17 protein-coding genes are annotated in these 19,733 nt (G+C 60.3%); 5 read left to right on the plus strand and 12 right to left on the minus strand.

What is annotated here, in order from left to right; all coding sequences use genetic code 11:
• Window positions 1-6 precede the first annotated feature (6 nt).
• On the minus strand, window positions 7-3,456 hold the full coding sequence (locus I5L79_RS15130) for a pyruvate carboxylase (RefSeq protein ID WP_196955904.1): 3,450 nt from the start codon (window positions 3,454-3,456) through the stop codon (window positions 7-9).
• A 202-nt stretch (window positions 3,457-3,658) separates the two neighbouring features.
• Between I5L79_RS15130 and I5L79_RS15135 the strand changes: the two genes are divergently transcribed.
• The 5 genes from I5L79_RS15135 to I5L79_RS15155 all read left to right on the plus strand — a co-directional run bounded on the left by I5L79_RS15135 (window position 3,659) and on the right by I5L79_RS15155 (window position 8,109).
• Complete coding sequence (locus I5L79_RS15135; RefSeq protein ID WP_196955905.1) at window positions 3,659-4,372, plus strand: SDR family NAD(P)-dependent oxidoreductase; 714 nt, start codon at window positions 3,659-3,661, stop codon at window positions 4,370-4,372.
• A gap of 63 nt (window positions 4,373-4,435) precedes the next feature.
• Complete coding sequence (locus tag I5L79_RS15140) at window positions 4,436-5,110, plus strand: TetR family transcriptional regulator C-terminal domain-containing protein (protein ID WP_196955906.1); 675 nt, start codon at window positions 4,436-4,438, stop codon at window positions 5,108-5,110.
• 71 nt (window positions 5,111-5,181) lie between these two features.
• Window positions 5,182-6,495, plus strand: a complete 1,314-nt coding sequence (locus I5L79_RS15145) for an ABC1 kinase family protein (protein WP_196955907.1) — start codon at window positions 5,182-5,184, stop codon at window positions 6,493-6,495.
• Window positions 6,496-6,646: 151 nt separating this feature from the next.
• Complete coding sequence (locus I5L79_RS15150; protein WP_231403127.1) at window positions 6,647-7,504, plus strand: dienelactone hydrolase family protein; 858 nt, start codon at window positions 6,647-6,649, stop codon at window positions 7,502-7,504.
• A gap of 128 nt (window positions 7,505-7,632) precedes the next feature.
• Window positions 7,633-8,109 (plus strand): Mpo1 family 2-hydroxy fatty acid dioxygenase, encoded by a 477-nt coding sequence (locus tag I5L79_RS15155; RefSeq protein ID WP_196955908.1) that lies wholly within the window; start codon window positions 7,633-7,635, stop codon window positions 8,107-8,109.
• Between the two features lie 68 nt (window positions 8,110-8,177).
• Here the strand turns inward: I5L79_RS15155 and I5L79_RS15160 are convergent, their stop codons facing one another.
• From I5L79_RS15160 to I5L79_RS15210, 11 genes are all read right to left on the minus strand, one after another.
• Complete coding sequence (locus I5L79_RS15160; RefSeq protein WP_196955909.1) at window positions 8,178-8,909, minus strand: phenylalanine 4-monooxygenase; 732 nt, start codon at window positions 8,907-8,909, stop codon at window positions 8,178-8,180.
• A 379-nt stretch (window positions 8,910-9,288) separates the two neighbouring features.
• Window positions 9,289-10,302: a 3-deoxy-7-phosphoheptulonate synthase gene (aroF, locus tag I5L79_RS15165; protein WP_196955910.1), complete on the minus strand. Its 1,014-nt coding sequence runs from the start codon at window positions 10,300-10,302 to the stop codon at window positions 9,289-9,291.
• Window positions 10,303-10,407: 105 nt separating this feature from the next.
• A complete protein-coding gene (gene trpA / locus I5L79_RS15170) occupies window positions 10,408-11,187 on the minus strand; it encodes a tryptophan synthase subunit alpha (protein ID WP_196955911.1) in 780 nt (259 codons plus the stop codon).
• An 81-nt stretch (window positions 11,188-11,268) separates the two neighbouring features.
• Window positions 11,269-12,465 (minus strand): tryptophan synthase subunit beta, encoded by a 1,197-nt coding sequence (gene trpB, locus I5L79_RS15175; protein WP_196955912.1) that lies wholly within the window; start codon window positions 12,463-12,465, stop codon window positions 11,269-11,271.
• Between the two features lie 102 nt (window positions 12,466-12,567).
• Entirely contained in the window at window positions 12,568-13,200 is a 633-nt protein-coding gene (locus I5L79_RS15180; protein ID WP_196955913.1) for a phosphoribosylanthranilate isomerase, read from the minus strand.
• Between the two features lies 1 nt (window position 13,201).
• Window positions 13,202-14,014: an indole-3-glycerol phosphate synthase TrpC gene (gene trpC, locus I5L79_RS15185; protein WP_196955914.1), complete on the minus strand. Its 813-nt coding sequence runs from the start codon at window positions 14,012-14,014 to the stop codon at window positions 13,202-13,204.
• A 54-nt stretch (window positions 14,015-14,068) separates the two neighbouring features.
• Complete coding sequence (gene trpD / locus I5L79_RS15190) at window positions 14,069-15,088, minus strand: anthranilate phosphoribosyltransferase (RefSeq protein WP_196955915.1); 1,020 nt, start codon at window positions 15,086-15,088, stop codon at window positions 14,069-14,071.
• Between the two features lie 55 nt (window positions 15,089-15,143).
• Entirely contained in the window at window positions 15,144-15,710 is a 567-nt protein-coding gene (locus I5L79_RS15195) for an anthranilate synthase component II (RefSeq protein ID WP_196955916.1), read from the minus strand.
• Between the two features lie 20 nt (window positions 15,711-15,730).
• On the minus strand, window positions 15,731-17,146 hold the full coding sequence (locus tag I5L79_RS15200) for an anthranilate synthase component I family protein (RefSeq protein ID WP_196955917.1): 1,416 nt from the start codon (window positions 17,144-17,146) through the stop codon (window positions 15,731-15,733).
• A gap of 282 nt (window positions 17,147-17,428) precedes the next feature.
• Window positions 17,429-18,850, minus strand: coding sequence for an alpha/beta hydrolase-fold protein (locus I5L79_RS15205; protein ID WP_196955918.1), 1,422 nt, complete (start codon window positions 18,848-18,850; stop codon window positions 17,429-17,431).
• Between the two features lie 38 nt (window positions 18,851-18,888).
• Window positions 18,889-19,452, minus strand: a complete 564-nt coding sequence (locus tag I5L79_RS15210) for a hypothetical protein (RefSeq protein WP_196955919.1) — start codon at window positions 19,450-19,452, stop codon at window positions 18,889-18,891.
• Window positions 19,453-19,733: the final 281 nt, after the last annotated feature.

Raw genomic sequence — 19,733 nt, forward strand, 5'->3', positions numbered from 1 at the left:
CCTACTTTACCCAAGCGTCAGCACGAGGTCGTCGGCATTAACCAGGGTGCCTTCGGTTAGATTAATGGTTTGCACCTTGGTATCCTGCGGGGCCGTGATAGTGGTTTCCATCTTCATGGCTTCGATGATGAACAGGGGTGCGTTCTTGCGCACTTCCTGGCCATTTTCCACCAGCACCCGGGAAAGCAGCCCCTGCAGCGGGGCGCCCACCTGCTTGACGTTGGCTTTGTCGGCTTTGGGGTTCTGGATGCGCTTCACTTCCACGCTCGTGTCGCGGATTTCGAGGTTGCGCTGCTGGCCGTTGAGGGTGAAGAACATGGTGCGGCAGCCGTCCTCATTTACTGGCCCGATGCTCTGCAAGCCCACAATAATGCTCTTACCGCGGGCAATATCGATGATGGTTTCTTCGCCGGGCTGCAGGCCGTAATAGAATACCGGTGTAGGTACCACCGAAACCTCCCCGTACTGCTGCAGGTGCGCCCAGTACTGCTCGAATACCTTGGGGTAGAGCAGCCACGACAGCACATCGGTAAACTTGCCGCGCTGCCCGAACTTCTTTTCAAACCGCTGCCACTCCTGGTCGAAGTCGATGGGCGCGAGGTGCTCGTTGGGCCGGTCAGTGAAGGGCTGCTCGTCTTTTAGAATCACCTGCTGCACATCACGGGGCCAGCCACCCTCAGGCTGCCCGATGTCGCCCCGGAACAGTTCCCGCACCGATTCAGGGAAGTTGAGCGTGGCGCCTTTCTCCAGCACATCTTGGGTGGTAAGGTTGTTGGACACCAGAAACAGGGCCATATCCCCCACTACCTTCGAGGAAGGCGTCACCTTCACAATGTCACCAAATAGCTGGTTTACGTCGGCGAAAGTCGTTTTCACGGTTTCAAACTTGTCCAGCAAGCCCAGCGCCGCCGCCTGGGGCCGCAGGTTGGAGTACTGTCCGCCCGGAATTTCGTGCTGAAATACTTCCGAAGTGCCCGCCTTCAGCCCCGACTCAAACGGGTAGTAATATTCGCGCACGGTTTCCCAGTAATTGGAGAATTCGTTGAGCGACTGTTGATCAAACTCGCGGTGGCGCTCCTGCCCGCGCAGCATTTCCACCACGGAGTTGAAGTTGGGCTGGGAGGTGAGACCCGAAAGGCTGCCCAGCGCTACATCAATCACGTCGACGCCCGCTTCCACCGCTTTCAGGTACGTGGCCGGCTGCAGGGACGAGGTATCGTGGGTGTGCAGGTGAATGGGCATCTGGACGGTGTCGCGCAAAGCGGTAATCAGCTCGGTGGCGGCGTAAGGCTTCAGCAGCCCGGCCATATCCTTAATGCATAGGATATGCGCGCCGGCTTCCTCAATCTGCCGGGCCAGGCGCAGGTAGTAGTCCAGGTTGTACTTCTGGTTGCGCCGAGGGTCGAGGATGTCGCCGGTGTAGCAGATACTAGCTTCCGCCAGCCGATCGGTCTTATTGCGCACGAAGTTGATGCAGGACTCCATACCCGGCATCCAGTTCAGCGAGTCGAAGATGCGGAACACGTCGATGCCGGTTTCGGCGGCCTGCTGCACGAAGCGCTCCGTGAGGTTATCGGGGTACGCCTTGTAGCCCACGCCGTTGGCCCCACGGATGAGCATCTGAAGCAGGATATTGGGCACGGCCTTGCGCAGCTTAGCCAGCCGCTCCCAGGGGTCTTCGTGCAGAAAGCGCAGGGCCACGTCGAAGGTGGCGCCGCCCCAGCATTCGAGCGAAAAGATCTGTGGGTGCTGGCGGGCGTAGCGCTCGGCCACCTTCAGCATATCGTAGGTGCGCATGCGCGTGGCCAGCAGGCTCTGGTGGGCGTCGCGCAGGGTGGTGTCGGTGTAGTGAATCTGCTTGTCCTGGCGCAGCCACTGGGCAAATTTTTCGGGGCCGAGTTCGGTGAGCTTGTCCTTGGTGCCGGGCGTGATGGGCGCGTCGCGGTTGTACTCGGGCAGGCGCGGCTTGCGCAGCTCCCGCTTGGGGTCGATGTGGCCTTTCACGTCGGGGTTGCCGTTCACTACCACGTCGCCAAGGAAGTTGAGCACCTTGGTGGCACGGTCCTGGCGGGCTTTGAACCGGAACAGCTCCGCGTGGTCCTTGATGAAATCCACGTTGGCCTCGCCGGCCATGAACACCGGGTGGGCAATGATGTTCTGCAAAAACTGAATGTTGGTATTCACCCCGCGCACCCGGAACTCGTCCAGCGTGCGGGCCATTTTCTGGGCAGCGCTGGCCAGGGTGGGCGCGTGCGCTGACACCTTCACCAGCAGGGAGTCAAAGAACGGCGACACCTTCACGCCGGTGTACACCGAGCCCTGGTCGAGGCGGATGCCGAAGCCGCCGGCCGAGCGGTAGGCCGTGATGGTGCCGTAGTCGGGCTTGAAATCCTGCTCGGGGTCTTCGGTGGTGATGCGGCACTGAATAGCGTAGCCCGTTTTGAGGGGCTTCACATCCGGCCCCAACCCGATTTCTGGGTCGGTGAGGCGGTAGCCAGCCGCAATGTAGAGCTGGGTTTTGATCAGGTCGACGCCGGTAATCATTTCCGTAACCGTGTGCTCGACCTGGATGCGCGGGTTTACCTCAATAAAGTAAATCCGGTCGTGCTCCGGGTTCACCAGGAATTCCACGGTTCCCACGTTGTTGTAGTTCACGGCCCGGCCCAGGCGCAGCGCATACTCGTAGAGCAGGTGGCGCATGTGGTCGGGCAGGTTCAGGGAGGGCGCCACTTCCACCACTTTCTGGTAGCGCCGCTGCACCGAGCAGTCCCGCTCGTAGAGGTGCATCAGCCCACCGTGATTGTCGGCCACCAGTTGCACCTCAATGTGCTTGGGCTGCTCCACAAACTTTTCGAGGAATACCGTATCGTCGCCGAAGGCTTTAAGAGCTTCGTTCCGGGCCTCGAAAAAGCCTTTCTCCAGCTGGTCGTCGTCGCGGATGACGCGCATGCCCCGGCCGCCGCCGCCGCTGGCGGCTTTCAGCATCACGGGGTAGCCGATGCGGTGCGCTTCCTCAAGGGCAATTTCAAAGCTGTTGAGGTCCTGCCGGCTGCTTTCGATGATGGGCACCTGGCACTCCACGGCCACGCGCTTGGCGGCTACTTTGTCGCCGAGGGCTTCCATTACCTCGGGGCGGGGTCCGATGAAGATGATGTCCTCCTCGCGGCAGCGGCGGGCCAGCGTGGCGTTTTCGCTCAGGAAACCGTAGCCCGGGTGAATGGCATTGACTCCGTTTTCCTTGGCCGTCCGGATCAGGCCTTCAATGTCAAGGTAGGGCTTCAACGGCTCGTCGTCGCGGCCCACCTGGTAGGCTTCATCGGCCTTGTAGCGGTGCAGAGAATACCGGTCTTCGTAGGTGTAGATGGCTACCGTAGGGATGCCCAGCTCCGTGGCCGCGCGCAGCACGCGAATGGCAATTTCGCCACGGTTGGCGACCAGCAGTTTGCGGATATTCATCGAGAAAAGCGGTGTTTGAGGTAAGGTGAAAGCAGGCTGCAAGCTACAGAATGAGCAGGGAAGCTCCAGCGAATTTTTGCTAGAAAACAATATTTCGCAATTCGAACCTTCCTGTTCAATCTTGAATAAGCAAAATATCCGAAACCAAAGCCACCCGCGCAGGTTAGCCAAACACGCATCCTCTCTTCTTACAATTTCTATCATGGAATTCGCCGACAAGCATATCCTCGTTGTGGGAGCCTCCTCCGGCATTGGGCTGGCCATTACGCGCCTACTCCGACAGCTGAACGCCACGGTTTACACGGCGGCCCGTCACTTGTCGCCGGAGCTGGCCGAGTTGGGTACTACGTTTGTAGCGCTGGACGCCACGCAGCCCCTCAACGGTGCCCTGGACGCGCTGCCTGCCGTGCTGCACGGCGTGGTGTACTGCCCCGGCAGTATCCGGCTGCGGCCCTTTGAGCGAATTAGTGCGGAAGATTTCCGGGCCGACTTTGAGCTGAACGTAGTAGGCGCCGTGCAGGTGCTGCAAGTCACCGTGAAGAAGCTGAAAAAGGCAGAGGGCGCGTCCGTCGTGCTGTTCAGCACGGTGGCGGCCGAGACGGGCATGGCTTTCCATACCAGCATTGCCACCGCCAAAGCCGCCGTGGAGGGCCTCACCCGCGCTCTGGCCGCCGAGTATGCTGCCAGCAACATCCGGGTGAATGCCGTGGCCCCCTCACTCACCAACACGCCCCTGGCTGCCGCACTGCTCAGCTCCCCGGAGAAGCAGGAAGCTGGCGCCAAGCGACATCCGCTGCAGCGCATCGGTCAGCCCGAGGATATGGCCTATACCGCATCTTTTCTGCTTTCCGACCACAGCTCCTTTATAACAGGCCAGGTGCTGCCGGTGGACGGCGGCCTGGGTAGGCTAAAGTAAGCCAGCGAAGTTGTATCAGCTGAGAACCGACAACTTTACGCGGCATCCGGCGGTTACCTAAGTATGGAACAGCAACTCCCTTCCCTGGCTACAGCCGAGCCGGCCGCTTCGCCCAAAGCCCGCATCAAGCAGGCGTATCTGGACTATGTGCTGCGTAAGGGCACGCCTCCGCCATCGGTCTACCGCCTGACGCAGAAGCTGAACCTGCCCGAGCAGGAGTTCTACCGCTTCTATGCCACCTTCGCGGCCATCGACCGGGAGCTGTGGGCTGATTTTGGGCGCGAAGCCCGCACGGCCGCCGCCCGTGAGCCGGTGTGGGAGCAGTACGGCAGCCGCGAAAAGCTGCTGGGCTTTTATTATACTCTGCTCGAAATCCTGAAGCGCAACCGCAGCTACGCCCTGCAAAGCCTGCACCGCTCCCTGCGCGGAATGCCCGGCCTCACGCCCCGGGTGCTCGACGACTTCCGGCAGGAGTTTGAGGTATTCGTGGGCGAAATCCTGCGCGAAGGGCGCCGCACCGAAGAAGTGGCCAGCCGCCCGCTGGTGCAGGAGCAGTATCCGCGCGCCTTCTGGCAGCAGATGCTCTTCGTGCTGGGCTTCTTCGCCAAAGACGATACCGTAAACTTCGAGCGCACCGACGCGGCCATCGAAAAAGCCGTAACGCTCAGCTTCGACCTCGTGGGCCGCAATACGTTCGACTCGGCCCTGGACTTGGTGCGGTTTCTGGTGCGGAAATAAAGCAATTCTATGAGGAGTAAGGCACTGGTCAGATGGAGCAGTGCCTTACTCCTCATTTTTTTGATTGAGGTATGGAAGAATCTCCCAAGCCGCTCAGTTCCCTGCCCACCTCGAAAGTGGCGCGGGCGGCACGCTTTGCTAAAACGGGCCTCAATGTGGGCGCCAATTACGTGAAGCACTACGCCCGCCGGGCCGTAGGCGCCGAGGCCCCAACCGATGCCCTGCACGCGGCCAACGCCGCCGAGCTGTACGGCACGCTCAGCGAAATGAAAGGCTCGGTGTTGAAGGTGGCCCAGATGCTGGCTATGGAGAAAAAACTGCTGCCCGCGGCCTATGCCGACCAGTTTGCCCAAGCCCAGTATCAGACGCCGCCGCTGTCGGGGCCGTTGGTGGTCAAAGCTTTCCGGGACGCGTTTGGCCGCTCGCCGTTTGAGGTGTTTGAGGAGTTTGACATCAACGCCCGGCAGGCGGCCAGCATTGGGCAGGTACACTGGGCCCGCGGCGGTGGGCTCACGTATGCGGTGAAAGTGCAGTACCCCGGCGTAGCCGATAGCATCCGCTCCGATATCCGGTTGGTGAAGCCCATTGCCTTACGTGTGCTGGGCCTAAGCGAAGACACCGTGCGGCCTTACCTGCTGGAAGTGGAAACCCGCCTGCTGGAAGAAACCGACTACGCCCTGGAGTTGCAGCGCGGACAGGAAATAGCCGCCCAGTGTGCCACGCTGCCACACCTGGAGTTTCCGCGCTACTACCCCGCCCTGTCCTCGGCCCGCATCCTGACGATGGACTGGCTGCCGGGCCAGCACCTGCGGGAGTTTTTGGCCACGGAACCCTCGTCCGCCGTGCGCAACCAGTTGGGCCAGGCACTGTGGGACTTCTACATGCACCAGCTGAACACCCTGCGCCGGGTACACGCCGACCCGCACCCCGGCAACTTCCTGCTGCGCACCGACTACGGCGGCACCGTAGCCGTACTGGATTTTGGCTGTGTAAAGGAAATTCCGGCCGACGTACACCGCCTTTTCACGGCCTTGCTGGCTCCTGAAACCCTGGCCGACCCAGTGCGCCTAGCGGCGCTGCTGGAAGAAGCCGGCGTGGTACGCCCCGAAACCGACCCGGCCCAGCGCGTTTTCTATGTGAGCACCATGCACACATCTCTGGAGCTGGTGGGCCGCCCCTTCCGCCAGGCTATGTTCGACTTTGGCGACCCGGCATATATGCAGGCCCTTTATGCCCTCGGCGACGACCTGCTGCAGCAGCCCGAGCTGCGCCAGCAGCGGGAACCGCGCGGCTCCGAGCACTTTATCTACCTCAACCGCACTTATGTAGGCCTGTACGCCCTGCTGACGGAGCTGCGCGCCCACATCCAAACCGGGCTCCGATAAACACGGAAAGCAGCTGACTATAGGAGGTTCATTCGCGGCTTTTTCGTTTGTTTGCTGCGGTTGCGCGTCCTTTCAGAAGTAAACTGACTGACCACTAGCAATCAGCACTTCCTCCTCAAACGACTACCTCACGCACTTTTCTCCCACCGACATGAAAAAACTCTTTACCCTCTGCGCGGCGCTACTGGCCACTCTTTCCCTGGCTACGGCCCAGAGTCCGGCCAGCTGCTGTGCCAAGCCCGAAAAAGCCACCGAGATATTTGCCATGCTGGGCGCCAACGAGGAGTTTGTGCGCGGCCACGAAGACCCGATGCCTTATCAATATGAGGGCCCCGGCGAAATGATTGAGTTCAGCACGGCCGATGGCAAGCCGGCCCGGGGGTTCGAAATCAAAAGTAACGTACGCTCCGACAAGTATGTCTTCGTGTTACATGAGTGGTGGGGCCTGAACGACTACATCAAGAAAGAGTCGTTCCGGTACGCCAACGAGCTAAAGGGCGTCAACGTCATTGCGCTGGATTTGTACGACGGGCAGGTAGCCACTACCGCCGAGGAAGCCGCTCGGCTGATGCAGGGCGTGACAACGGAACGCGCGGAGGCCATCATCAAAGGAGCCTTACTGCACGTAGGCAACAACGCCCAGATTGCCACCCTGGGCTGGTGCTTCGGGGGCAGTTGGAGCCTGCAGACGGCTTTGCTGGCCGGCCCCAAAGCAGTGGGCTGCATTATGTACTACGGTATGCCTGAGAAAGACCCGGCGCGCCTGAAAACCCTGAATACTGATGTGTTAGGAATTTTTGCGCAGCAGGATAAGTCCATCACGCCGGCCGTGGTAGCGCAGTTCACCAAGGATATGGCTGCTGCCAAAAAGAAGCTCACGGTGAAGTTCTACGACGCTGACCACGCGTTTGCCAACCCCTCCAACCCCAAGTACAACCGGCAGTTCGCGGAGGATGCCCACGCGCTTTCTCTGGCCTACCTGCGCAAGGCCTTAAAGCTGAAAGGCTAGAACACCCTTCTCTCTGTACCTAAGAAAAAGCCCTTCCCGCCCGGGGAAGGGCTTTTTCTTAAGCCTCTTCATTTGGATGCAGCCAGTAAACCGCGTAGCTTTCTTCTCTCCCACTCTGCTTCCTGCTTATGTCTGCTCCTGCTCTAACTTCCCTGCTCAACGAATACGGCGAAAGTCACCAGAACCCTACCAACAAGCTGGTGCACTGGGTGTGCGTCCCACTGATTATGTTCTCCATCCTGGGCCTTCTGTGGTCCATTCCGGTACCGCTACCGGTGCGGGGTATCAGCCCCTGGCTGAACTGGGGTAGCCTGGTAATGGTGTTGGCACTGGCATACTACATTCGTCTTTCGGTGCCACTGGCCGTGGGGATGTTGCTGGTATGGGTCGTTATGGCGGCAGCCCTCAGCTTCGTTGGTAGCTATGCACCCTTACCCTTTTGGGCCCTGTGCCTGATTATTTTTGTGCTGGCCTGGGTGGGCCAGTTCTGGGGGCATAAGGTGGAAGGCAAGAAGCCCAGCTTCCTGAAGGACCTGCAGTTTCTGCTGATTGGGCCGCTGTGGCTGCTGCACTTCGTGTACCGGCGCCTGGGTTGGCAGTACTGAGTTGCCCGCTGTCAGTTGTTTGTTTTTCGTAAACTCGCTACGGGCAACGGACAACTATCAACTGATAACTACACCGCGTTCAGCTGCCAGTTGCTCGACAGCAAGGCCGCCAGCTCCGCTACGCTTTCCGTGAGCTGCTCCCAATTATTAAGCACGAAATACTGATCCTGCAGGTGTGCTTCGCTGTAGGGCGTTTGCAGGGCGCTGGCCAGGTCGAATGGGCGCTGGTGGTTGGCATTGCTGAGGCAATGGTGAATTTCCCCCGAGGAAGAAAGCAACCCCGCCCCATACATCCGGGTTTCTCCCCGCTCCTGCACCAAGCCAAACTGTACCGTGAAGCCATACAGCCGCTCCAGGCGTGCCAGAGCCGGTGCATCGTGCAGATGCTGCGCAGCTACGTGTCCCAGAAAATGCAGGAAGTCGGCAAAGGCGGCATCCATCAGCAGCGGCACATGGCCAAAGACTCCGTGGAACAGGTCAGGCTCCTGCGTGAAGTCGAACTGCTGCATGGACCGTATCCAGATAGTGCCAGGAAACTTGCGCTGAGCCAGGAGCCCAAAAAAATCAGCATCATTGAGCATCCCCTGCACCGGCGCTAATTCCCAACCTGTGGCTGCCCGTAGCCGCCGGTTTACGTCATCAAAGTCGGGAATGGCGTGGCGGTGCAGGCCCGAGGCTTCCAGCCCCTGCCCAAACGCGGCGCAGGCCCGCTTGTGGAGTAAGGCCGTCTGGCGGTCAAACAAGACTTTCCACACCAACTGGTCCTGGGTGGTGTACTGGTTGTAGCGCTGCTCAAACATAAAAGGAGAAATAAAAAAAGCCCGACATCCTGGGTAAGGGTCGGGCTTTCGAGGTTTTCAGCGTGTAAGAAGCATGTTGTGCTATTCGCTAACGTACCGGCAAGGCAGCCCGACCCCGCTTCCCGCGGGACGATTAATTAGGGCGACGCATTGCACAGGGTGTTTCAACATGATGAGCCAAATATAGAAAATTTCAGAAACAGATTGCAAAAAGCATGGCACTTATTTTTTCACAGGGCTCCCCCCCTAATTATCATTGTTTTTAATAACTACCCCACCATATCGCATAGGGCATCAGAGTAAAAAGTAGAATATTAAAGATTTTTGCCCTTAATTCTGCCCCCTGTTTTCAAATATAATTTGTCAAGCAATTCGTTTTCTATTCCAATTCTTCCCGTAAGGCGTACACCCGGCGCAGGTTGCGGATCAGCCGTTCCGACTCGGTAAAGTTCAAGGTCTGGGCTCCATCAGAAGCAGCTTCCTCGGGCTTTTCGTGGGCTTCGTAGATGATGCCATCGGCGCCGGCCATGACGCCGGCCAGAGCCATAGTAGGCACATAGTCGCGGATGCCGATGCCATGTGAGGGGTCGACGATGACGGGCAGGTGGGTTTTCTCCTTCAGAATGGGCACCGCGTTCAGGTCTAGAGTATTGCGCGAGGCCGTTTCAAAGGTGCGGATTCCCCGCTCGCAGAGAATCAGCTTTTCATTGCCGCCCGAAAACACGTATTCCGCCGACGACAGCAACTCCTCCAGCGTGCCCGAAATGCCGCGCTTGATGAGCACGGGCTTGTCCACGCTGCCCAGTGCGTCGAGCAGGTTGAAGTTCTGGGTGTTGCGGGCGCCCACCTGGAACACGTCCACGTAATCGTGCATTTCCTCTACCTGCGACACCTGCATCACCTCCGTCACGATTTTGATGCCGCGCTGCCGGGCCATCTGGTGAAACAGCTTGAGGCCTTCCATGCCCAGCCCCCGAAACGAGTACGGCGAAGACCGGGGCTTGAACACGCCGCCCCGCATGATGCGCACATCGTTGTCCACCAAGTGCTGCATGATGCGCTCCATCTGCGCTTCGCTCTCAATGCTGCATGGCCCAGCCGCCAGCGTGAGGCTGCCCTCCCCAATTCGCACCCCGTCGCCGAGGTCGAGCACGGTGGGGCGCACGCGCCACTTGCGGCTCACCAGCTTATATTCATCCGAGACGCGGTGAATGTCCAGAATGCCCGGCAGCTGACCGATAGCGCGCAGGTCAATATCGGCCTTGCCGATGGCCACGAGGTAGTGCGCCCGCTGGGTTTTTACATTAGTGACTTTGTACTTGTGAGCGGTGAGGTGCGCTTCGATATCGGCCTGAGCGCTGGCGTTTATAGTGGGTTCAAGCTGAATGATCATGGTTTTTCGGGGTTCCCGCAGAGGACGCGGAGGTTTTCGCGGAAGGCGCAGAAGAACGGCCTCCGCGTCCTCTGCGGAAACCTCTGCGCCCTCGGCGGGAAATCTTTAACTGAGGATGGAAGCCACAAACCGGGAAGCCGCCGCCGGGGCATCGTCTACGCCTTCGAGGGCCCGGATAAAGGCCGAGCCGATGATGGCGCCCTCGGCGTACTGACAAGCCTTCTGGAATGAGGCTTTATCCCCGATACCGAAACCGATGAGGCGCGGGTTGCGCAGTTGCATGGCCTCGATGCGCTGAAAATAGGCTTCCTGCACGCCCTCAGCCTGTGTACTGGCGCCGCCCGTAGTGCCGGGGCCCGACACGAGGTAGAGAAACGAGTCCGTCAGCTCGTCGATGCGACGGATGCGGGCCGGGGCAGTTTGCGGGGTGATGAGAAAAACCGGCCGCAGGTTGTACTGCTGAAAAACGGGCTGGTACTCGGCCACGTAATCATCCAGCGGCAAGTCGGGCAGAATGACCCCGTCGGCACCCACGGCGGCGGCTTCGCGGCAGAAGTTTTCCACCCCAAACTGCAGCACCGGATTCAGGTAACCCATCAGCAGAATGGGCGTATCGGGCACCTGCTCCCGGATGCCGGCCAGTTGCCCGAACAGCACGCGCAGGTTCATACCGTTCTGCAGGGCCACGGTGCTGCTTTGCTGAATCACGGGGCCGTCGGCCAGCGGATCCGAAAACGGCATCCCGATTTCGATAAGGTCGGCGCCGGCCGCGCTGAGAGCTTGGAGAATGGGGACGGTGTCGTGCAGGCTCGGGTATCCGGCCGTGAAGTATACGTTGAGCAGGTTTTTCTGCTTTTTGTCGAAGGCGTCTTTGATTCGGTTCATGCGTTGATTTCGCGCAGGGTTTCGCAGTAAAAACCGCAGAGTTTCACAGTGACTAACCACCACGGAACTCTGCGCGAATCACTACATAATGGAGTCGGCGTACTTGATGTAGGTTTCCAGGTCCTTATCTCCCCGGCCCGACAGATTCACCACTACCACATCGTCGGGGCCGGCGCCCAGCTGGCCTAGTGCGGCCAGGGCATGGGCCGTTTCGAGGGCTGGGATGATGCCTTCCAGCCGGCTCAGCTCGGCCACCGCGCGCAGGGCTTCTTCGTCTTCAATGCTGATAAAGTGCGCCCGGCCGGAGTCGGCCAGGAACGCGTGCAACGGGCCGATGCCGGGATAATCCAGCCCGGCTGACAAGGAATACGGCTCGGTAATCTGGCCGTCTTCATCCTGCATGAGCAGGGTGCGGGAGCCGTGGATGATACCCGGCTTGCCCAGCACCGACGTGGCTGCCGAGTGCCCCGAGTGAATGCCGTGCCCGGCTGCTTCTACGGCTACCAGTTGCACCGTGGGCTCTTCCAGGAAATGATAAAACGCACCGGCCGCGTTGGAGCCGCCGCCCACGCAGGCCACCACGTACTGGGGCAGCTCAGAGCCGGTTTTTTCGAGCAGTTGCTTACGCATTTCCTCGCTGATGACGGACTGCAGCCGCGCTACTAGGTCGGGGTACGGGTGCGGCCCTACCACCGAGCCGATGATGTAGTGCGTATCGACGGGGTTGCTGATCCAGTCGCGGATGGCTTCGTTGGTGGCATCTTTGAGGGTGCGGCTGCCGCTCATGGCCGCCCGCACCTCGGCTCCCAGCAGGCGCATGCGGTACACGTTGGGCTTTTGCCGTTCCATGTCGATTTCGCCCATGTACACGATGCACTGCATGCCCATGAGGGCGCAAACCGTGGCCGTGGCCACACCGTGCTGGCCGGCGCCGGTTTCGGCAATGATGCGCGTTTTGCCCAGGCGCCGGGCCAGCAGAATCTGCCCCACGGTGTTGTTTACCTTGTGGGCCCCGGTGTGGCAGAGGTCTTCGCGCTTGAGGAATACCCGTGTGTTGTACTTCTCTGACAGCCTTTTGGCTTCAAAAAGCGGCGTGGGCCGGCCTACGTAGTCACGCAGTAGCAGCTGGTACTCCTGCTGAAAGCCAGGGTCGGCCAAAATATCGAGGTATTGCTGGCGCAGCTCCTCCACGTTCGGGTAGAGCATTTCGGGGATGAAAGCGCCCCCAAACTGGCCGTAGTAGCCGCGTTCCGTGGGTTGTTGGTAGGTTGGTGTCATATCGGTTGCACGCAGGGTTTCGGGGTGGGATTCGCAGGGTTTCGCAGTGAACGACCACCGCGAAACACTGCGGTTTTCCCCTGCGAGGCGCTGCGTAAAAAATCATCTGATTCGGACATTAGCAAAAAACTGCCGCAGCTGCTCAGCATCCTTCACGCCTGGCGCGGTTTCGAATTTGCTGTTCAGGTCCAGCGCAAACAGGCCGGGCAGGCGTAGGTTTCGCAGTTCGGCTGCGTGTTCCGGCCCGATGCCCCCGGCCAAAAAGTAGGGCACCGGGAGGTTGTAGCGCTGCAGTTGCTCCCAGTTGAAGGTGGTACCGTTGCCGCCGGGCTGCGAGCCGGCCGCATCAAAGAGAAAGTAATCCACGCTGCCCACGTAAGGCAGCAGGCTGGCGAAATCAAACGCCTCGCCCACCGCAAATGCCTTGATAACCGCGACGCCTGCCCGTTGCAGCGCGGCACAGACTTCGGGCGGCTCGGCGCCGTGCAGCTGCACCAGATGCAGGCCGTATTCGCGTACTCGCGCCAGTATCACAGCCACTTCTTCGTCCACGAACACACCTACTTTCTGAATTCCGGCGGGCAGCGTGGCTACCTCGGCGGGGGCAAGCGTGGGCGCGGCGTACCGCTTGGAGCCTGGGTAGAAGATGAGGCCCAGAAAGTCGGGGCGCAGGGCAGCCACGGCCCGCAGGTTGTCGGGCCGGGCCATACCGCACACTTTCAGGGCTGGCTGCATCTTACAGGAGCGTTATGGCTTCGGTTTGGCGGAGCTGCTGCACCAGCGCGGCGCAGGCTTTTTCGGGGCGTGAGTGGCGCATAAAGGTTTCACCGATGAGAAACCCCTGGTAGCCCACGGCGCGCAAAGCTTCAATCTCAGCGGCCGACGACAACCCGCTTTCCGTCACTTTCACGAATTCAGCGGGAATGCGCCGGGCCAGCTCCCCGGAAGTGTCGAGGCTCACGGAGAAGTCGTGCAGGTTACGGTTATTTACACCCACCAGACTTACCGCATCGGGGTGCAGGGTTTTGTCGAGCTCTTCGGCGTTGTGGATTTCGAGCAGCACTTCCAGACCCAGGCTTTTGGCCAGCCGGCCCAGGCGCAGTACTTCTTCGCCCGTCAGCACGGCCGCAATCAGCAGCACGGCATCGGCCCCGATGCTTTTGGCTTCCAGGATCTGGTACTCATCCACTACGAAATCCTTGCGCAGAATCGGGCAGAAATTGTAGCGGCGGGCCGTGGTCAGGTCTTCGTTTTTACCGCCGAAAAACTCCGTATCCGTCAGCACCGACAGGGCCGAAGCGCCAGCCTGCATGTAGCCCAGCGTGGTGCGCTCCACCGGCGCGTGCGGGTTGATAAAGCCTTTGCTCGGCGACTTGCGCTTGAACTCGGCGATGATGCCGCTCAGGTCGTCGCGCTGCAGGTAGCGGCGCAGGCTCAGCGGCTGAGCCTGCATGTAGAGGCTTTTTTCGAGCAGCTTCACCGGCACCAGGCTTTGGCGGTCGGCCACTTCCCGGCGCTTGTGCTCAATGATTTTATCGAGAATGGTCATGCTTGGGTGGTTGGAACGCACTACGCGCCCGTGTGAAAATTTATTTCTTCTGTGTTAGCCGACCACGGCCGCAACACGCGGTCTGGCAGCTTCCAGCAGCTTCTTCAGTGCCTGCCGCGCCCGTCCCGAATCCAGGGACTCCCGGGCTTTAGCTACGGCTTCGGTGAAGCTGAGCTGGGGTTCCAGGCAGCCAATGGCCAGGGCCGCGTTAGCCGTTACTACGTCGCGCTGGGCACGGGTGCCCTGACCTTCCAGCACCTGCAAAAACAGCCGCGCCGATTCGGCGGCCGTACTTCCTCCGGCCAGTTCGGCGGGCAGGGTTGTGGTCAGGCCAAAGTCGGCCGCCGTGACGAGCTGCTCGCCGGCGGGGGTAGCCAGCTTGGCAGTGGCTGTCAGGGAAAGCTCGTCGTAGCCATCCAGGGCGTGCACCACGGCGTAGCGCACATCGGTTTGCTGCAGCAGATAATGGTAGAGGCGCAGCAGCTCCAGGCTAAAGGTGCCGGCCACCTGGTAGCGCGGCCGGGCCGGGTTTACGAGGGGCCCGAGGATGTTGAAAAAAGTGCGCACGCCCAGCTCCCGCCGGATGGGGCCGGCGTGGCGCATGGCCGGATGGAACGAGGGCGCGTGCAGAAAGCAGATGTTGGCCTGCTCCAGTTGACGCTTCAGCACGTCGTTGCCCACGGTAAACTCCACGCCCAGCTGCGCCAGCACATCCGAAGAACCACACACCGACGATACGCCGATGTTGCCGTGCTTGGTGACCTTATACCCGGCTCCGGCCACCACAAAGCAGGCCAGCGTGCTGATGTTGAGCGTGTCTTTACCGTCGCCGCCGGTGCCTACAATATCCACGGTGTCGCGGGTGCCCAGCTCCGGGTCGCGGCTCAGGCTTAGCAGGGCCTCGCGGAAACCGGCCAGCTCGGGCACCGAAATGGGGCGCATCCGGTACACCGTCATAAAGGCCGCCATTTCCGAGGCGTTGGCTTCACCCTGCCCGATGCGTAGCATGGCCTCACGTGCTTCGGCGTGCGTGAGCAGCTGTTGCTCGAATAACTGGTTGAGAAGGTGTTTCACGAAGGATTTGTAAGGCTGTTTGGGTTGGTTGTCATGCTGAGTCTGCTGCTTTTGCTTAAGCCAGCCAGTTGCGCAGCATATCGTGGCCGTGCTCCGTGAGGATGGACTCGGGGTGAAACTGCACGCCCCGCACATCATACTGGCGGTGGCGGAACGCCAGTACTTGTCCGTCGGCATCCTGCACCGTCACCTCCAGTTCTTCGGGCATGGACTCGGGCCGCACGCTCCAGGAGTGGTAGCGCCCCACCTGAAAGCGCGAGGGCAAGCCCGCAAACAGCTTATCCTCGGCCACTACTTCAGCCTCCGTAGCCAGCCCGTGTAGTACCTGCGGCAGGTTGTACAGCTCCCCGCCGAAGCTTTCGGCCAGTCCTTGGTGGCCCAAGCACACGCCCAGAATACGCTTGGTGGGCGCGTACTGGCGGATGATTTCCGGCATCAGCCCTGCCTCCGAAGGCACGCCCGGCCCGGGGGAAAGCAGCACGGCATCGTAGCCGGCCACGTCGGCCACGGCCAGCTTGTCGTTGCGGATAACGGTGACGTTATCGGTATGGCCCAACTCCCGCAACACCTGCACGAGGTTGTAGGTGAAGGAGTCGTAGTTATCAAGAACGAGAATTTTCATGGCGTATTGGTTGTCCGTTTTTACACTGATGCTGCTTCCCGCAGGGCTTTGCGCAGGGCGGCCAGCTTGTGGTGCACTTCCTGCAGCTCGGAGTTGATATCGGAAGCGGCTACCACGCCCGCACCCGCCTGGAAGTACAGCTGGTCGGCGGCACTCAGGAAGGAGCGAATCATGATGGCGTGGTTGAAGTCGCCGTTGAAGCCCAAGTGGCCGATGGCGCCGCCGTAGTAGCCGCGGGCCGTGGGTTCCAGCCCATCAATGAGCTGCATGGCGCGGTGCTTGGGGGCCCCGGAGAGTGTGCCGGCCGGGAACGTATCGGCCACCACCTGCAGGGAACTGGCTTTGGGCGCCAGCTTAGCTGTCACTTCGCTGACCAGGTGAATGACGTGGGAGTAAAACTGGATTTCGCGGAACACTTTCACCTTTACCTCGTCGCCGTGGCGGGCCAGGTCGTTGCGGGCCAGGTCTACCAGCATCACGTGCTCGGCATTTTCCTTGGGGTCGGCGGCCAGCTTCTGGGCCAGGGCGGCGTCTTCGGCGTCGTGGCCGGTGCGCCGGAAAGTGCCGGCAATGGGATACAGGCTGGCCTGGCGCCCCTTCACCAGCAGTTGGGTTTCGGGTGAAGAGCCAAAAATCTTGAAGGATCCGTAATCGAAGTAAAACAAGTAGGGCGAGGGGTTGATGGAGCGCAGCGCCCGGTACACGTTGAACTCGTCACCCGTAAAGCCCTGCTGAAACCGGCGCGACAGCACAATCTGAAACACGTCGCCTCGGCGGCAGTGGTGCTGACCCTGCGCCAGTACCCGCAGAAATTCCTCGTCGGTCTGGTTGGTCTGCTCTTCACCCACAGTCTGGAACTTGAAGTCCGGCAACGACGGGTTGCGAATCAGATTCACCAGCCGCGTCAGCCCGTCCTCGTCCATCGTTTCGCCGGCCAGCGTATGCTCAAACACGTACAGCTCGTTGCGGAAGTGGTTGACGGCAATAACGTAGCGGTAGGTGCTGTACAGGATTTCCGGCACCGCGCCGGCCGGCTCTTTGGCCGCGTTCAGCTCCAGCTCCTCGAAGTACTGCACCGCCTCATAGCCCAGGTAGCCAAACAGTCCGCCCGTAATAAAGTCGTGGCCCGTGTCTTCGGTCTGGAAGGCGTTGGCAAACTCCTGCAGCCGCGCCAAGGCCTGTCGGGGCTCAGCCAGGGTTTCGGTGTGCGTAGTGTTGTTCGGCAAGGTCAGCGTCAGTTCTCCCCCCTGCAACTCAAAGCGGGCCAGCGGATCGAAGGCCAGGTAGCTGAAAGCGTTCTGCTGACCGTGGTAGTCGGAGCTTTCCAGCAGCAGGCAGTTGGGGTACCGGTCGCGCAGGCGCAGATACAAGCCCACGGGCGTTACCGTATCGGCCAGCACCCGGAGGTAGCGCGTATGGAGCTGAAAAGTTTGCATAAAGGAAACGGGGTAATGAAAGGAGGACAAGGGAGGTGACAGGGCACAAAAAAAGCCCGGCGGGCGGCCGGGCTTTCTGTCGAGTCGATACGTAGAAGGTGGCTCTAACGCACGCACAGGGAGTCCCGTCCGGAATTTCCGAGGGGCCACCACCAGGCTTGCTGCGTCGAAGAGAAAGTCATTGTTGAATGCGGGTTGAGCTGCAAAGGTAGCAGCCCGATTGACTTGTGCAAATGCGGGCGGCATTTCCGTGTAAAATCTACGAGGGCGCCACCCCGGCTTTTATTCTTTGATGAAGGACTGCGTACCGGAAGCCTTGCCGGCCTGCACGCGCAGCAGGTAGCGGCCTTTGGCCAGACGGCTCACATCGAGCGTGGCGCCGTTACGCACTTTGCCTTTCAGCACCAGCCGGCCCGTTGTGTCCAGGATTTCCACTTTCGCGTCTTTTTCCGGGGCCGGCAGCTGCACCGTCAGCTGCTCGCGGGCGGGGCTGGGGTAGGCGCTGAAAGCCAGAGCTGGCCGCTGCGGCTTGCCAGCGGTAGGCGTACCGGCGTACAGCCACTGAAACGCCGCCGGAAACTCGCGCTGCCAGAACCACTCGGCGTGTTGCCCGTCTTCCAGCACGTGGTAGCTCATGTCGGCGGCGGCAAAGCCCTGTTGCTGCAGAGCATCGCGCATCTCGGCCATCAGCGGCACCATCGTTTCGCTTTCCTTGGCGCCGGCCAGAAAGTAGAATTTGATGGGCTGCTGGTGGCCGGCCGTTTTCACGTAGTCGAACAGTGGCTGCCGGGCAAACCAGAACGCCGGCGAAAACACGCCCACTTTGCTGAATACGTTCTGATATTTCAGGGCGGCGTACACCGAAATCAGGCCGCCCATGCTACTGCCCGCTATACCGGTGTACTCACGGCCCGTGAGCGTACGGTACTGCTGGTCGATGTAGGGCTTCAGAGTTTCTACCAGAAAGTCCACGTACTTGTCTCCTTCTCCCCCGCTCTTATACTCCGCATTAGGCCACGGCGAATACTCATTCAGGCGGGAGTTGCCGCCGTTGTCCACTGCCACCACAATGGTGCCCGTTGGATCCTGGCCGCTTTGCTGCAGCTGGCGCAGAGCCTCATCTACGCCCCACTCACCCGAAAAGCTCGTGCACTTGTCGAACACGTTCTGCCCGTCGTGCATATACAGCACCGGATAGCGCCGGGCGCTGGTCGCATAGTCTACGGGCAGATAAATCCAGATGCGGCGCGTGCGGCCGCCCAGCTGCGGTATGGAAAAGCTGGCGTTTACGACCTGCACGTTGGGCTGTAGCGCGGTGCTGGCGCAGCCGCCGGAGCCGCCGCCCAGGTCTTTCCAGTTGGCTACCTGCAGCTCCACCGTAGCCGGAGCGCCGGTAGCGGTGTAGGTGCGGTTACTGACGTCGGCCTGCTGGGCGCTGGTTTCCACCTTATCCCAGGAGCCCCGCGTGAATTTGAATTCCAGCTTGCCCGTAATGCTGGCCGGAAGAGTAATCTGATACGTCCCATCGGTATTCTTAGCAAGACTGTACGCCGCGCTGCCCGGGTCCCAGTCATTAAAGGACCCGGCTATGTACAGGGTGGCATCCGTGGGCGTGGTGGCTGGTACGCTGGTAAGCCGGATGGTGGTTTGGGCGTAGGCAGCCAGCGTCAGCAGGCAGGCTGCCGCCGTAAGGGGAATTCGCATGGGTGGGGAGGGGTAAAAATCAAACTGGTCCGTTAAGGTCACCGGATAGCCGTGCCTTGTTGCGCGGGTGGCACTACGCGCAGCACGTACAAAGCCCGCACGGAGTCGATTTCCGGCAGCACATTGGCCTGGAAATCGACTTTGGGGGTGATACCCGTGCTGGCCGTCAGTGTCCGGAACTGGTTGGCATTGTCCCAGCACACGTAAAACTTCCGCTGCCTGGGTTGGCGCAGCGGCACGTAGTAGCTGCGGCCATCCGGGGCGAGTTGCCGCTTGCCGGTGGCCAGGGCATAGGTGCCTACCAGCCGCAGCCGGGCGCTTTCCTTGCCGGCGCCGGGCATATCCCGGTTGCCGCTTCCGTCGAAATACACGTCGGGCCGCTTTACCAGATCCAGAAAGGCCAGCTTGGCCAGCAACGGCAGCTCACTGCTGTTCATAATAAGCTGCTGAGCGGCGGTACCCGGCGGCTTTTCCCGGTAGAATACCAGTACGGGGTCTGGTATCTCGATGACCCGCAGCCGGGGTGCCGGGCGGGGACCGGCCTGCACTGGCCCCAGCAGCAGTCCAATTCCGAAAGCAGAGGTAAGCAGCAGGCGTCTCATAGAAGGTAAAGCTAGAGAAAGTAAACCGGAACCCATAACCGGGGAACCTCTGCCGGGCCCCGGGTGTAGTATTTGTCCGGTTTAGGTTTTCGGACACGAAAAAAACTCTATCTAAAAACGGATGTTATGTAAGCGTATTAACGCTTTTGAGCTCCCCAAACGAAATTCTTTCGCTACGCGCTTTCTACCGATAAAATGCCTGTGGGTAAGTAGTTACTAACTATAAGGCATTTCCGGAGCCGGACGCGTGAACCCCGGTGTAAAAAGAGCGAAATTTCGCC

Origin of the sequence: Hymenobacter guriensis, assembly GCF_015773195.1 — a bacterium.
GTDB lineage: Bacteria > Bacteroidota > Bacteroidia > Cytophagales > Hymenobacteraceae > Hymenobacter > Hymenobacter guriensis.

What these genes read in the sequence shown, in the direction of transcription:
- I5L79_RS15200 (WP_196955917.1), bottom strand. Translation starts at nt 17,146, where the DNA reads ATGCAAACTTTTCAGCTCCATACGCGCTACCTCCGGGTGCTGGCCGAT.
- I5L79_RS15130 (WP_196955904.1), bottom strand. Translation starts at nt 3,456, where the DNA reads ATGAATATCCGCAAACTGCTGGTCGCCAACCGTGGCGAAATTGCCATT.
- I5L79_RS15135 (WP_196955905.1), top strand. Translation starts at nt 3,659, where the DNA reads ATGGAATTCGCCGACAAGCATATCCTCGTTGTGGGAGCCTCCTCCGGC.
- I5L79_RS15180 (WP_196955913.1), bottom strand. Translation starts at nt 13,200, where the DNA reads ATGCAGCCAGCCCTGAAAGTGTGCGGTATGGCCCGGCCCGACAACCTG.
- I5L79_RS15145 (WP_196955907.1), top strand. Translation starts at nt 5,182, where the DNA reads ATGGAAGAATCTCCCAAGCCGCTCAGTTCCCTGCCCACCTCGAAAGTG.
- trpA (WP_196955911.1), bottom strand. Translation starts at nt 11,187, where the DNA reads ATGAACCGAATCAAAGACGCCTTCGACAAAAAGCAGAAAAACCTGCTC.
- I5L79_RS15210 (WP_196955919.1), bottom strand. Translation starts at nt 19,452, where the DNA reads ATGAGACGCCTGCTGCTTACCTCTGCTTTCGGAATTGGACTGCTGCTG.
- aroF (WP_196955910.1), bottom strand. Translation starts at nt 10,302, where the DNA reads ATGATCATTCAGCTTGAACCCACTATAAACGCCAGCGCTCAGGCCGAT.
- I5L79_RS15155 (WP_196955908.1), top strand. Translation starts at nt 7,633, where the DNA reads ATGTCTGCTCCTGCTCTAACTTCCCTGCTCAACGAATACGGCGAAAGT.
- I5L79_RS15160 (WP_196955909.1), bottom strand. Translation starts at nt 8,909, where the DNA reads ATGTTTGAGCAGCGCTACAACCAGTACACCACCCAGGACCAGTTGGTG.
- trpC (WP_196955914.1), bottom strand. Translation starts at nt 14,014, where the DNA reads ATGACCATTCTCGATAAAATCATTGAGCACAAGCGCCGGGAAGTGGCC.
- I5L79_RS15195 (WP_196955916.1), bottom strand. Translation starts at nt 15,710, where the DNA reads ATGAAAATTCTCGTTCTTGATAACTACGACTCCTTCACCTACAACCTC.
- I5L79_RS15140 (WP_196955906.1), top strand. Translation starts at nt 4,436, where the DNA reads ATGGAACAGCAACTCCCTTCCCTGGCTACAGCCGAGCCGGCCGCTTCG.
- trpB (WP_196955912.1), bottom strand. Translation starts at nt 12,465, where the DNA reads ATGACACCAACCTACCAACAACCCACGGAACGCGGCTACTACGGCCAG.
- I5L79_RS15150 (WP_231403127.1), top strand. Translation starts at nt 6,647, where the DNA reads ATGAAAAAACTCTTTACCCTCTGCGCGGCGCTACTGGCCACTCTTTCC.
- I5L79_RS15205 (WP_196955918.1), bottom strand. Translation starts at nt 18,850, where the DNA reads ATGCGAATTCCCCTTACGGCGGCAGCCTGCCTGCTGACGCTGGCTGCC.